Annotated in this window: 9 protein-coding genes; 4 read left to right on the forward strand and 5 right to left on the reverse strand. The window is 64.7% G+C overall.

Annotated features, from left to right (window positions below):
• Positions 1–64: 64 nt before the first annotated feature.
• From prpF to prpB, 4 genes are all read right to left on the reverse strand, one after another.
• Positions 65–1,261 carry a 2-methylaconitate cis-trans isomerase PrpF gene (gene prpF / locus ACEN9T_RS06795; RefSeq protein WP_413705875.1) on the reverse strand — a complete coding sequence of 399 codons (1,197 nt, stop codon included), beginning with the start codon at positions 1,259–1,261 and terminating at the stop codon, positions 65–67.
• On the reverse strand, positions 1,258–3,855 hold the full coding sequence (gene acnD, locus ACEN9T_RS06800; RefSeq protein WP_413705876.1) for a Fe/S-dependent 2-methylisocitrate dehydratase AcnD: 2,598 nt from the start codon (positions 3,853–3,855) through the stop codon (positions 1,258–1,260). Before acnD ends, prpF begins: the two co-directional genes overlap by 4 nt.
• A 278-nt stretch (positions 3,856–4,133) precedes the next feature.
• The gene (gene prpC / locus ACEN9T_RS06805) at positions 4,134–5,303 is read right to left on the reverse strand and encodes a 2-methylcitrate synthase (RefSeq protein WP_092974691.1); all 1,170 of its coding nucleotides are present in this window, start codon (positions 5,301–5,303) and stop codon (positions 4,134–4,136) included.
• 46 nt (positions 5,304–5,349) lie between these two features.
• Positions 5,350–6,246 carry a methylisocitrate lyase gene (prpB, locus tag ACEN9T_RS06810; RefSeq protein ID WP_092974694.1) on the reverse strand — a complete coding sequence of 299 codons (897 nt, stop codon included), beginning with the start codon at positions 6,244–6,246 and terminating at the stop codon, positions 5,350–5,352.
• 193 nt (positions 6,247–6,439) lie between these two features.
• Between prpB and prpR the strand changes: the two genes are divergently transcribed.
• The 3 genes from prpR (at position 6,440) to ACEN9T_RS06825 (ending at position 10,781) form a co-directional block, all read left to right on the forward strand.
• Positions 6,440–8,386: a propionate catabolism operon regulatory protein PrpR gene (gene prpR, locus ACEN9T_RS06815; RefSeq protein WP_413705877.1), complete on the forward strand. Its 1,947-nt coding sequence runs from the start codon at positions 6,440–6,442 to the stop codon at positions 8,384–8,386.
• Positions 8,387–8,499: 113 nt separating this feature from the next.
• On the forward strand, positions 8,500–9,195 hold the full coding sequence (locus ACEN9T_RS06820) for an HD-GYP domain-containing protein (protein WP_092975067.1): 696 nt from the start codon (positions 8,500–8,502) through the stop codon (positions 9,193–9,195).
• A gap of 239 nt (positions 9,196–9,434) precedes the next feature.
• A complete protein-coding gene (locus ACEN9T_RS06825) occupies positions 9,435–10,781 on the forward strand; it encodes a GGDEF domain-containing protein (RefSeq protein WP_092974697.1) in 1,347 nt (448 codons plus the stop codon).
• A 22-nt stretch (positions 10,782–10,803) separates the two neighbouring features.
• Here ACEN9T_RS06825 and ACEN9T_RS06830 read toward each other — a convergent pair whose 3' ends face one another.
• A complete protein-coding gene (locus ACEN9T_RS06830) occupies positions 10,804–11,373 on the reverse strand; it encodes an isochorismatase family cysteine hydrolase (protein ID WP_413705878.1) in 570 nt (189 codons plus the stop codon).
• Between the two features lie 321 nt (positions 11,374–11,694).
• Between ACEN9T_RS06830 and ACEN9T_RS06835 the strand changes: the two genes are divergently transcribed.
• Positions 11,695–13,239: an FAD-dependent oxidoreductase gene (locus ACEN9T_RS06835; RefSeq protein WP_413705879.1), complete on the forward strand. Its 1,545-nt coding sequence runs from the start codon at positions 11,695–11,697 to the stop codon at positions 13,237–13,239.
• The last annotated feature ends 95 nt before the right edge of the window (positions 13,240–13,334 follow it).

A 13,334-nucleotide genomic window follows, 5' to 3' on the forward strand; every position in this document is an offset into this window, starting at 1 on the left:
GAAACCGCCGCATCCAGCCGTCAGCCGGATGCGGCGGTTTTGCTTTGCGTGCGCCGTCGGCGGGTCAGCCCGGCACGCGCACCCAGCCTTCCATCAACACGCGCGCGCTGCGGCTCATGATGGCCTTGGTGACCGTCCATTCGCCGTCAACGAGCTTGGCCTCCGCGCCCACGCGCAGCGTGCCGGACGGATGCCCAAATCGCACAGCATTAGGCGCCGCACCACGTTCTCCGCCACCGGCTGCCAGGTTGACGAGCGTGCCCGGAATGGCCGCTGCCGTGCCGATGGCGACCGCTGCCGTGCCCATCATGGCGTGGTGCAGCTTGCCCATCGACAGCGCGCGCACGAGCAGATCCACATCGCCCGCGCCGACCTTCTTGCCGCTCGACGCAACATAGTCCCTTGGCGGCGCAACGAATGCCACCTTGGGCGTGTGCTGTCGTGTGGCGGCTTCATCGATGCTCTTGATCAGGCCCATGCGCACCGCGCCGTGCGCGCGAATGGTCTCGAACATCGCCAGCGCTTTCGCATCGCCGTTGATGGCGTCCTGCAGCTCGGCGCCGGTGTAGCCGATGGCCTCTGCGTTGATGAAGATCGTCGGGATGCCCGCGTTGATCATCGTCGCCTTGAGCGTGCCCACGCCGGGCACATCCAGGTCGTCGACGAGGTTGCCGGTGGGGAACATCGCGCCGCCGCCGTCACCGTCTTCCTCGGCTGCGGGATCGAGGAATTCGAGCTGCACTTCCGCCGCCGGAAACGTCACGCCGTCGAGTTCAAAGTCGCCCGTCTCCTGCACCGCGCCGTTGGTGATGGGCACGTGCGCGATGATGGTCTTGCCGATGTTGGCCTGCCAGATGCGGATGAGGGCGACGCCGTTTTGCGGCACCCGGCTCGCATCGACCAGCCCATTGCTGATGGCGAACGGCCCAACCGCTGCAGAGAGGTTGCCGCAGTTGCCCGACCAGTCGACAAACGGCTTGTCGATGGAGACCTGGCCAAACAGGTAGTCCACGTCATGGTCCGGGCGCGTGCTTTTGCTGAGGATCACCGTTTTGCTGGTGCTCGACGTGGCGGCGCCCATGCCGTCGATCTGCTTGCCGTACGGGTCGGGGCTGCCGATCACGCGCATCAGCAGCGCATCGCGCGCGGCTCCCGGCTCCTGCGCGGGCAGCGGCAAGTCTTGCAGACGGAAGAACACGCCCTTGCTGGTGCCGCCACGGATGTAGGTGGCGGGTATTTTGATTTGAGCGGGATGGCTCATGCCGCCTCCTTGTTCGATTCCAAAAAGTCCTGCGCAAAGCGCTGCAGCACGCCGCCGGCTTCGTAGATCGACACTTCCTCATCGCTGTCCAGGCGGCACGTGACGGGCACTTCCACGCGTTCGCCGTTCTTGCGGTGGATGACGAGCGTGAGGTCCGCGCGCGGTTTGCGCTCGCCGATCACGTCAAAGGTTTCGGTGCCGTCAATGCCGAGCGTGAGGCGCGTGGTGCCCGGCTTGAACTCCAGCGGCAGCACGCCCATGCCGATCAGGTTCGTGCGGTGGATGCGTTCGAAGCCTTCGGCCACGATGGCTTCCACGCCCGCCAGGCGCACGCCCTTGGCGGCCCAGTCGCGCGAGCTGCCCTGGCCGTAGTCGGCGCCGGCAATCACGATCAGCGGTTGCTTGCGGTCCATGTAGGTTTCGATGGCTTCCCACATGCGCGTGACCTTGCCTTCCGGCTCGATGCGCGTGAGCGATCCCTTCTTCACGGTGCCATCGACCACGGCCATCTCGTTGATGAGCGTCGGGTTGGCAAACGTCGCGCGTTGTGCGGTCAGGTGGTCGCCGCGGTGCGTGGCGTACGAGTTGAAGTCCTCTTCCGGCAGGCCCATCTTGGCCAGGTATTCACCCGCAGCACTGCTGGCCAGAATGGCGTTGGAAGGCGAGAGGTGATCGGTCGTGATGTTGTCGCCCAGCACGGCCAGCGGGCGCAGGCCCTGGAGCGTGCGCTCGCCGGCCAGCGCACCTTCCCAATATGGCGGGCGGCGGATGTAGGTGCTCTGCGGGCGCCATTCGTACAGCGGGCTCACATTGGCAACCGACGCGCTGCGCTGCTCGAACATCGGGATGTACACCTTGCGGAACTGTTCCGGCTTGACCGACGCACGCACGATGGCGTCGATCTCTTCGTCGGTCGGCCACAGGTCTTTCAGCAGGATCGGCTTGCCGTTGGCATCCGTGCCGAAGCTGTCGCGTTCGATATCGAAACGCACGGTGCCGGCAATCGCATAGGCCACCACCAGCGGCGGCGATGCGAGGAACGCCTGCTTGGCATACGGGTGAATGCGGCCGTCAAAGTTGCGGTTGCCCGACAGCACGGCCGTGGCGTACAGGTCGCGGTCGATGATCTCTTGCTGGATCTTCGGGTCCAGCGCGCCGCTCATGCCGTTGCAGGTGGTGCAGGCAAACGCGACGATGCCGAAGCCGAGCTTCTCCAGTTCGTGCTTGAGGCCGGCTTCTTCCAGATACAGCTCAACGGCCTTGGAGCCCGGCGCCAGCGAGCTTTTCACCCACGGCTTGCGGGTCAGGCCCAGGCGATTGGCATTGCGCGCCAGCAGCGCCGCGGCAATCACGTTGCGCGGGTTGCTGGTGTTCGTGCAGCTCGTGATGGCCGCGATGATGACCGCGCCATCGGGCATCTGGCCCGGCGTTTCTTCCCACTTGGCGGCGATGCCCTTGGCGGCCAGGTCGGTCGTTGCCACACGTGCGTGCGGGTTGGACGGGCCGGCCATGTTGCGCACCACGCTCGACAGGTCGAAGCGCAGCACGCGTTCGTATTCGGCGTTCTTGAGCGTGTCGGACCACAGGCCCGCGGTCCTGGCATACGTTTCGACCAGCTTGACCTGCTCGTCGGTGCGGCCGGTGAGGCGCAGGTAGTCGAGCGTGTTGTCGTCGATCGAGAACATGGCGGCGGTGGCGCCGTACTCGGGGGCCATGTTCGAGATGGTGGCGCGGTCGCCCAGCGTCAGCTTGGATGCGCCTTCGCCGTAGAACTCGAGGTAGGCGCCCACCACCTTCTGCTTGCGCAGGAATTCGGTCAGTGCCAGCACGATGTCGGTGGCGGTGATGCCGGGTTGGCGCTGGCCGGTCAGTTCCACGCCAACGATGTCCGGCAGGCGCATCCACGAGGCACGCCCGAGCATCACATTCTCGGCTTCCAGGCCGCCCACGCCGATGGCGATCACGCCGAGTGCGTCGACGTGGGGCGTGTGGCTGTCGGTGCCGACGCAGGTGTCGGGGTAGGCCACGCCGTCGTGCGCCTGGATGACGGGCGACATCTTCTCCAGGTTGATCTGGTGCATGATGCCGTTGCCCGCCGGGATCACGTCTACGTTCTTGAACGCAAGCTTCGTCCAGTCGATGAAGTGGAAGCGGTCTTCGTTGCGGCGGTCTTCAATGGCGCGGTTCTTGGCGAAAGCGTCGGGGTCGAAGCCACCGCATTCCACCGCCAGCGAGTGGTCGACGATCAACTGCACCGGCACCACCGGGTTGACCTTGGCGGGGTCGCCGCCCTGGTCGGCAATGGCGTCGCGCAGGCCGGCGAGATCGACCAGCGCGGTCTGGCCCAGGATGTCATGGCACACCACGCGCGCCGGGAACCAGGGGAAATCCAGGTCGCGCTTGCGTTCGATGAGTTGCTTGAGAGAATCGGTGAGCGTGGCAGGGTCGCAGCGGCGTACCAGATTCTCGGCGAGGACGCGGGAGGTGTACGGGAGCTTGTCGTAGGCGCCGGCTTGGATGGCTTCGACGGCTTCTCTCGCGTCGAAGTAGTCGAGTGACGTGCCGGGGAGGGGTTTGCGGTGTGCTGTGTTCATGGTGTGGGTCCATCCCTTGTTTCATCCCCTGCCGGGGCTGACTTACTTTTCTTTGTCTTGCCAAAGAAAAGTAAGCAAAAGAAAGGCGCGCCCGAGATGGCGACTTCCCCTTGAATTTCTGTAACCGGGCGGAGACGGGAAAAACTCGCTTCGCTCAGACAGTTTCCCGTCTTTTTTCCGCCCGCTTACAGAAATTCAAGGCGCCATCTAGGGCAGGAACGTCAACGGCCACACCGTCGGTGGGTTTGTGTTGACGTTCCTTTCTTCTTTCCTACTTCTTACGGACGCTTGCCGATGGGTACGAACTTCAGGTCGTCGGGGCCGGTGTAGTTGGCGCTCGGGCGGATGATCTTGTTGTCGATGCGTTGCTCGATGATGTGCGCTGCCCAGCCGGACGTACGCGCGATCACGAATAGGGGGGTGAACATCGCGGTCGGCACGCCCATCATGTGGTACGACACGGCGCTGAACCAGTCCAGGTTCGGGAACATCTTCTTGATGTCCCACATCACGGTTTCCAGGCGCTCGGCAATGTCGAACATCTTGGTGTTGCTGGCTTCCTTCGACAGCTTGCGCGCCACTTCCTTGATGACCTTATTGCGCGGGTCTGACACGGTGTACACCGGGTGGCCGAAACCGATCACGACTTCCTTGGCCTCCACGCGGCGGCGGATGTCGGCTTCGGCCTCGTCCGGCGTGTCGTAGCGTTTCTGGATTTCGAAGGCGACTTCATTGGCGCCGCCGTGCTTCGGGCCGCGCAGCGCGCCGATCGCGCCGGTGATGGCCGAGTAGATGTCCGAGCCCGTGCCGGCAATCACGCGGCCGGTAAACGTCGATGCGTTGAACTCGTGCTCGGCATACAGGTTGAGCGAGACGTGCATGGCGTCAACCCACGACTTCGGCGGCTCCACACCGTGCAGCAGGTGCAGGAAGTGGCCGCCGATGGAGTCGTCGTCCGTTTCCACTTCGATGCGCTTGCCGTTGTGGCTGTAGTGATACCAATACAGCAGCATCGAGCCGAGCGATGCCATCAGGCGGTCGGCGATGTCGCGTGCACCGGGGGTGGCGTGGTCGTCCTTCTCGGGCAGCACGGTGCCCAGCACCGACACACCCGTGCGCATCACGTCCATCGGGTGGGCGGAGGCGGGCACCCACTCCAGGGCGGCCTTCACGTTGGCGGGCAGGCCGCGCAGCGCCTTCAGCTTGGTCTTGTAGGCAGCCAGCTCAGCCTTGTTGGGCAGCTTGCCGTGCACCAGCAGGTGGGCGACTTCTTCAAACTCGCACGCGCCGGCCAGGTCGAGGATGTCGTAGCCGCGGTAGTGCAGGTCATTGCCAGTGCGGCCAACGGTACACAGCGCGGTGTTGCCGGCGGTGACGCCCGACAGCGCCACGGATTTCTTCGGCTTGAAAGCGCCAGCGTTCGGCGTGCTGTTATCGGCTTCGCTCATGGTGTGGTCTCCTTGGATGCGTTGAATTGGTTTGGATGCGGAGGCGTTATTTCTGTGCGGCAAACAGCGCGTCGAGCTTGTCTTCGTACGCGTGGTAGCCGAGATATTGGTACAGATCGGCGCGCGACTGCATGGTTTCCACGGCTGCCTTCTGCGTGCCGTCACGCATCACGGTCTGATAGAAGTTGAGCGCCGCTGCGTTCATCGCACGATAGGCGCCGCAGCAGTACAGCGCGATATCCACGTTGGCGCTGCGCAGTTCGTCGGTGGTAAAGAGCGGTGTGCTGCCGAACTCGGTCAGGTTGGCCAGGATGGGCACCTTCACGGCGGCCTTGAAGCGGCGGTAGTCGTCCAGCGTCTTCATCGCCTCTGGAAAGATCATGTCGGCGCCCGCTTCCACGTACGCGACGGCGCGCTCGATGGCAGCGTCGATGCCTTCGGAGGCGGCTGCGTCGGTGCGGGCCATGATGACGAAATCATCATCGGTGCGGGCATCCACGGCGGCCTTCACGCGGTCGACCATCTCGTCGGTGGAAACGACTTCCTTGCCCGGGCGATGGCCGCAGCGCTTCTGGCCGACCTGGTCTTCGAGGTGCACGGCGGCCACACCGGCCTTGATGAACGAACGAATGGTACGTGCGATGTTGAAGGCGCCGCCCCAGCCCGTGTCGATGTCGACCATCAGCGGAATCTGTACGGCATCGGTGATGCGGCGGGCGTCGATCAGCACGTCTTCCATCGTGCTGATGCCCAGATCCGGAATGCCCAGCGAGTTGGCAGCCACGCCGCCGCCCGACAGGTACACGGCTTTGAAGCCGGTCTGCTCGGCCATCTTGGCAGCGTAGGCGGTGATGGCGCCCACCACTTGCAGCGGTTGGGATTCAGCCACGGCGGCACGGAATTTAGCGCCGGCGCTGGCGGGTTTTCGTTGGGTTGTGCTCATGAGGGCTCCAGAAAGAACGGCCTAAAAGAGCAGGAAGCGGGCCACCCGTGCGAAGCGACGTAACCCCTTGATTCTTATGGATGTGACGTTGCCGTCCGCGTGCACTCTGTTTCAGAAATGAAATTTGCAATTTCAATATGGAAACGCTCGGCGCATAATGTCGAGACTGCTGTTTTCCTGGCCGCACCGCACCATGAGCCCCACTGCAACCGACCCAGCCGACCGCCCCCGCATCTGGGCCTGCGGCATCAGCCGCTTGAGCGATCTCTTCCTCGACATTGCTGCCGAGTACAACGACCGCGCCGAGCTGCGGGTCATCACGCGCGGCTTTGAAGACATCGTGCGCGAGATCGAGGCCGCAGGCACCGAGCGACCCGACGTGGTGGTGGCGGGCGGGTCCAACGGCGCGTATCTCAAACCGCGCTTGTCGCTGCCCGTGGTCGTCATCAATCCGACGGGTTTTGACGTGATGCACGCGCTGGCCCGCGCCCGGCGCGATGCGGAATCGGTGGCGCTCGTCACCCACGGCGACACGCCCGAGGAAGTGCGCCGCTTTGTCGCCGCCTATGGCATGGATGTGGTGTTTGCTTCGTACACCTCGCGCCAGGGCGCGGAGAGCTGCGTGCTGGACCTGCGCGACCGTGGCGTTGGCGTGGTGGTCGGCCCCGGCCTGGTGACGGACCTGGCAACGCAGGCGGGCATGAACGCCGTGTTCCTGTATTCGCGTGACTCCGTGCGTGCCGCGTTCGATACCGCGCTGGAAGTCGTGCAGGCCACGCGCCGCGAAACGCTGCGCCGCCAGCGGCTGGACAACCTGTTGCAGCATTTGCGTGACGGTGTGGTCGCGCTGGATGCGCAGGGCCGCGTGGAGGCCATCAACCAGCGGCTGGCCACGGCGTTGGGCATCGAGGCCAAGCAGGCCATCGGGCAACCGCTGCTCAGCATCGCCCCCAACCTGCTGGGCCTGCTGCCCGATAGTGATGGCGACACGCTGGGCACGGTGCGGGGCGTGAACTACGTCATCCACCGCGGTCCTCTGGCGAGCGCCGGCGCGGGCGCCGCCGAAGGCACGGTCTTCACCTTCCAGGAATCCCGCGCGGTGGAGCGGCTGGACCGCACGTTGCGCTCACGCCAGCGCCCGCAGCAGTTCAGCGCGCGCTACCGGCTGGAAGACCTCGTGGGCGAGTCGCTGCCGATGGAGCGCGTGCGCACGCTGGTGCGTCGCTATGCCAAATCCGACGCCACCGTGCTCGTGTTGGGCGAATCCGGCACGGGCAAGGAGATGGTCGCGCAGGGCATGCATCAGCTCAGCGCGCGGCGCGATTTTCCATTTGTCGCCATCAACTGCGGCGCATTTCCCGAGGCGCTGCTGGAGAGTGAACTGTTCGGCTACGAGGAGGGCGCTTTCACGGGCGCGCGCAAGGGCGGCAAGACCGGGCTGATTGAAGCCGCGCACCGCGGCACGCTGTTCCTCGATGAAATCGGCGAGATGCCGCTGCCGCTGCAAAGCCGCTTGCTGCGCGTGCTGCAGGAGCGCGAGGTGGTGCGACTGGGCTCCACGGAGCCCACACGCGTCGACATCCGCGTGATGGCCGCCACGCACCGCGCGCTGACGGACGCGGTAGAGGGCGGCACTTTCCGCGCAGACCTTTACTACCGACTCAACATCCTCAGCATTGCGCTGCCCCCGCTGCGCGAACGGCCCGACGATGTGATGCCCCTGGCCGCTGAACTGCTCGTGCAAGCCGCGCGCCGCGAACCGCGCCTGCTGCTGCGCATTGCTGATACCGAGGAGGCAGCCCGCGTGCTGGCCGGCGTTGCCGAGCCGCTGCGGCGCTACGCCTGGGCCGGCAACGTGCGCGAATTGCAGAGCGTGGTCGAACGGATCGCCGTGGAGCTGGCATACACCGAAGACGCCAGCGCCGTCACACACGACGTGTTGCGGCTGATTGCGCCGGAAGTGTTTTCCCACGCCACGCCAGGCAAGCCGGCGGCATTGACGCTGCGCGAGCGCAGCCGGGGCGTGGAAGCCGAAGAGATACGCGTGGCGCTGGCGGCCCACGGCGGCGATCGCGACGCCGTATGTGCAGCATTGGGCATCAGCAAGACGACGTTGTGGCGGCGGTTGCAGATGGGGTAGATCAAAAATGTCCGGGGTGGGTGGTTGCGGTCGACTGGCGCCCTGACTATCGTGCAATGCTCCATCGGGCCTCACCGCGCGCCGACCAGCGCGCTACCAAGAAAGTCAACACCATGGCACAACAAAGCCGCCCCCACATCATCCTCGCCAGCCTGACGCTTGCTGGCGGGTCGCGCTATCCGTCGGCTCTGGGCCATCTGCTCCGGACGGCCGCTGTTGCGGCGTATCTGGCAAACGTTTTGGAGCTCGACGACGTCGAGCAGCGGCACATCTACCTTGTGGCTCCCGTGCACGACATCGGCAAGTTGGGCATTCCGGATGACGTGCTGCTCAAGCCCGCATCCCTGACCGATGCAGAGCACGAGATCATGCAACGGCACTCGGACATCGGTGCCGACCTGCTTGCCGGAACGCCCGACCCGATCCTGCAAATGGCGGCGAGCGTTGCGCGCCATCACCACGAGCACTTTGACGGCAGCGGGTATCCCGCCGGCCTTGCGGGCGAAGATGTCCCGCTTGCCGCCCGCATCGTGGCCATCGCAGACGCGTTCGACGCCATGCTGGAGCCGCGCGTCTACCGCCGAGCGATGCCGGAAGACGACGCACTCGATGCGCTGGCAGACCGAAGCGGCCAATACTTTGACCCGACGCTGGTGGAGCGCTTTCTGAACAAGGTGCCAGAGGTTCGACGCGTTCGTGCTGCTGCAGAAGGCCTGATACGGCGGTACGGCGACGTGTCGGGCGTCATCCGGTTCTACGGCGCACGAGATAAATCCCCCGCATTCCTGAGGCATATCCAGACGCTTTGATGGCGGCGCGGGGCGCAGGGCATCATTGCTGGCGGCGCACGCCCGGGTGACTAAACGCCGTGCGTGGCGATCCTGCCAAACGGGATCACGCTCTTCGCGTAGATGCTTGCCGCGACACCCAATTTGGCGAGCTTTAGCCGTGCAGCGCAAAGCCCACATAACCCTTTGGACGGCTTTTCGGTCGGGCCGGAACCGTGGAGAATCGCGCTCCAACCCTGCTCGCCAACCTGTAGTTCGGAATGACAGAAAACAATCCCTCGGAGACTGCCCGGCATGCCCTCAGGCTGCTGGCCTCACGCAGGTTGGCGCCCACGCCAGACAACTTTGCCTCGATCTATTACGAGATCGCCGGCAGCAAGCCAAACGGAGACGCCTCGGACGCCGAACGAATGGCGCTGGTACGGGAGTTGTGCGAACAGCTCGCGCGCACGGTGGAATGTTGCCTTCCGGTGCTCGGTGAAGACGATGCCAGCATCGGCCCCGCCGCCTGGGCGCTGATCCGGGCCTGCCGCTCCGAATTCGAAAGCCTGGCCAACCTGACCGCCAAGCTCTCGACGTTCAACCACCGGCTGTCGCTCGCGGCCGAAGACCAGAGCGAGATCCGTCGGGCGTTGCTGGGCCTGCTGCAACTGGTGTTCGAGAACATCGGCGAGCTGTCATTGGACGACCGCTGGCTGCGCGGCCAGATCGAAGCCCTGATGAAAGCCAGCGAAGCCCCCGTGAGCCTGCGCCGGCTGGATGACCTGCGGCGCCGCCTCATGGAGGTGATCCAGAAGCAAAGCTCGCTGAAGTCGAAATCGATCGAAGCCCAGGAAGAAATGAAGCGGCTGCTGGCCGCCTTCATGGAGCGCCTGTCGGCCGCCGCCGAAACCTCGGGCGAGCACCACCGCCAGATGGAAGCCTGCGCCAAGAAGATCGAATCGGCCAACAGCATCGCAGAGATCGCGCCGGCCATTCAGGATGCGCTGTCGGCCACCCGCTGGATGTCGGTGGAGTCGGCTCGCAATCGCGATGTGCTGTCGGCGATGAAGGTCAAGGCCGAAGAGGCCGCCGCCGAGGTGGCGCAACTGCGCAAGGCGCTCGACATGGCATCGGCTTCAGCGCGCCACGACCTGCTGACCGGCGCGCTCAACCGCAAAGGTCTGGAAGAGGCGCTGGAGCGCGAAGTTGCCCGGGCCGCGCGCCAGAACACCACACTCTCCATTGCGTTTCTCGACATCGACGACTTCAAGTCGATCAACGACACGCACGGCCACAGCTTTGGCGACGATGCGCTGTCGCACCTGGCCCAGGTGGCCCGCGAGTCGATGCGCCCGCAAGACACGCTCGCCCGATTTGGCGGCGAGGAGTTCGTGATCCTGATGCCGGACACGCCGCTGGAAGAGGGCGTGCAGACCATCGTCCGTCTGCAGCGGGCGCTCACGCAGCGCTTCTTTGCGGCGGGTGACACGCGGCTGTTCATCACCTTCTCTGCCGGCGTGGCGGAAGTCGGCAAGGACGAACCACCCATGGCGGCCATCCACCGCGCCGACCGCGGCATGTATCAGGCCAAGCGCGCCGGCAAGAACAAGGTGGTCAGCACCTGAGGCACGCTAAAAAACGCTGTGATTACTCCAGCAGCGACAACGCATCTGCCAGCGAAAGCACCGTCGTGCGCGATTCAAACGCCGTCGCAAAAAGATGGTCATGCACGATCGGATCCGGGTCGTAGCAGCAATCCTTCACGGTGAACAGGCGGTAGTCCGCATCGCTCGCGTGAGCAATGGACGACAGCATCACGCCCGTCGACGCAACGCCCACCATGATCAAGGTATCGATGCCCCTGGCGGATAACCGCACCTGCAGATCGGTGCCGTAGAACACGCTGGCGCGGTGCGCGATGATGACCGGCTCATCAGGCTGCCGGCCGAGTTCCGGCGAGATGCGATCTTCAACGAACAGCCCCAGTTGCTTGACGCCTTGCCCGTTCTTGTTCAACGGGCTGACTTCCGGATAGCCGGGGCTGAAGTGGAACTTCGCAAAATAGACGCTGACGCCCTTGGCTCGCGCAGCGTCGCACAGCGTGCGGGTGTTGGAGAGCAGCGTGGGCGCGACCGATGGAAACAACGCCATGATGTCGGTCTGGTAGTGCATGACCAACAACGCCGTTTGCTTGGGGACAAGCGCGAATGTCGACATAGGGCTACACGATCAGGGACGGGATGGCGGTCGACTCTATCATGCGCACCTGTGTCAATTGGGCACAGCCGAGCGTGCCTCCCATTGCTGCCCGCCAGCCGCAGCGCTACATTACGACCTTGTCGAAAAAGGCAGACTTGGTTTGGTAAGCCCAAGTCCTTCCCTGCACTTGCATTGCGCGCAGCGGAAGCTCTGGCCGTGCCGCGTGCACTAGTCCCCCGACGAACATCGGACGCCATTCCGGCGCCATTGTTCGTCCGTGCGGTTCTAGATGGAGACACGACGAGCCGCTCCGGTCGAACGACCACACAGGAGTAGTTCATGCACGACGCAACTGTCTACGACGTTGTCATTGCCGGTGCCGGCCCGGTTGGTTTGTTCCTCGCCTGCGAGCTGCGCCTCGCCCGTCTCTCGGTGCTGGTGCTTGAGCAAGCCGAAACCCCGCACTCACCCTTGAAGCAGCTCCCGTTCGGGATGCGCGGGCTGTCATCTCCCTCCATCGAAGCGTTCTACCGTCGCGGTTTGCTGGCCGACATTGCGGCGCAGCCTCGCGCGCAAGATGCGCATAGCCGCCGCAACGCGTCGACCGCGCATTGGATGCAACACCAGCGCCGCCCAGGCGGCCACTTTGCGGGCATCCAGTTTTTCCACGACAAGATCGATATCGATAGCGCGCGCTGGCCGTATCGCTTACCAAGTCCGGCCGACACCCATATGGCCAGCGACATGGCACACATCGAATCCGTGCTGGCCGCGCGCGCCAACGCAATGGGCGCAGAGATCCGGCGTGGCGCCGGTGTGACCGGCTTCGAGCAGACCGGCGACGCTGTGACCATCCATGCGGGCGGTGAGACCTGCCGTGCACGCTGGCTGGTCGGATGCGATGGCGGCCGCAGCACGGTACGCAAAGCGGGTGGTTTCGAATTTGCCGGCACGGACCCGGAGTTCACCGGTTATTCCGCTGAAGTTGAACTGGCAGCGCCGCATACGCTCGCACCCGGCCGTCACTACACGCCGACCGGCATGTTCACTTACCAACCGCCCGGCACCATCGCCATGGTCGACTTTGATGGCGGCGCGTTTCATCGCACGCAGCCGGTCACGCTGGAACACGTGCAAGCGGTGTTACGGCGGGTTTCCGGCGCGGATGTCACCGTCGCGGCGCTCAAGCTTGTGACCACCTGGACGGACCGCGCGTTTCAAGCGACCAGCTACCGCAACGGGCGCGTGCTGCTCGCTGGCGATGCAGCGCACACGCATTCACCGCTGGGTGGCCAGGGGCTGAACCTCGGCCTGGGCGATGCCATGAATCTTGGGTGGAAGCTCGCTGCCACCATTCGTGGCGACGCGCCCGACGGCTTGCTCGACAGCTACACGTTGGAACGGCACCCCGTGGGCGCGCAGATTCTCGATTGGTCGCGCGCGCAGGTTGCGCTCATGCGGCCAAGCCCCAGCACGCGCGCGCTCGCAGCGATCATCCGAGACCTGATCGAGACGCGCGACGGGGCGACCTATTTTGCAAGCCGCGTCTGGGGTCTCTCGCTGCGTTATGACCTGGGCGACGGCCACCCGCTGGCTGGCCGCAGCGCGCCCGACTTTGCGCTGGCCGACGGCACCCGCCTTGGCGAGCGCCTGCGCAATGGCAGAGGCCTGTTGCTGGACTTCACCGCATGCGCGTCGCTGCAAACGCTGGCAGACGGGTGGAATGATCGCCTCGTCTATGTCGCTGGCGACGCAACCGACGCGCAGGGCCTGAGCGCTGTGCTGGTGCGACCAGACGGCATCGTCGCGTGGGCGGCCGAGGGAGCAGTGAGCCAGGCGGAGTTGGCTCAAGCCGCCATGCGCTGGTTTGGCGAGCCTGTCTGACCATGCATCATGAAACACCCAGATTCAATTCAAAATGATGCGGTGCTTTTAGCCTTTTAATTCAAAGTTTCGACATCAGAATCTCGTAAGAATCG

The organism is Ralstonia sp. Ralssp110 (assembly GCF_047325135.1).
GTDB lineage: Bacteria > Pseudomonadota > Gammaproteobacteria > Burkholderiales > Burkholderiaceae > Ralstonia > Ralstonia mojiangensis.

Bases quoted from the DNA above. Each gene is read 5' to 3' on its own strand.
- prpF (WP_413705875.1), bottom strand. From the start codon at position 1,261: ATGAGCCATCCCGCTCAAATCAAAATACCCGCCACCTACATCCGTGGC.
- acnD (WP_413705876.1), bottom strand. From the start codon at position 3,855: ATGAACACAGCACACCGCAAACCCCTCCCCGGCACGTCACTCGACTAC.
- prpC (WP_092974691.1), bottom strand. From the start codon at position 5,303: ATGAGCGAAGCCGATAACAGCACGCCGAACGCTGGCGCTTTCAAGCCG.
- prpB (WP_092974694.1), bottom strand. From the start codon at position 6,246: ATGAGCACAACCCAACGAAAACCCGCCAGCGCCGGCGCTAAATTCCGT.
- prpR (WP_413705877.1), top strand. From the start codon at position 6,440: ATGAGCCCCACTGCAACCGACCCAGCCGACCGCCCCCGCATCTGGGCC.
- ACEN9T_RS06820 (WP_092975067.1), top strand. From the start codon at position 8,500: ATGGCACAACAAAGCCGCCCCCACATCATCCTCGCCAGCCTGACGCTT.
- ACEN9T_RS06825 (WP_092974697.1), top strand. From the start codon at position 9,435: ATGACAGAAAACAATCCCTCGGAGACTGCCCGGCATGCCCTCAGGCTG.
- ACEN9T_RS06830 (WP_413705878.1), bottom strand. From the start codon at position 11,373: ATGTCGACATTCGCGCTTGTCCCCAAGCAAACGGCGTTGTTGGTCATG.
- ACEN9T_RS06835 (WP_413705879.1), top strand. From the start codon at position 11,695: ATGCACGACGCAACTGTCTACGACGTTGTCATTGCCGGTGCCGGCCCG.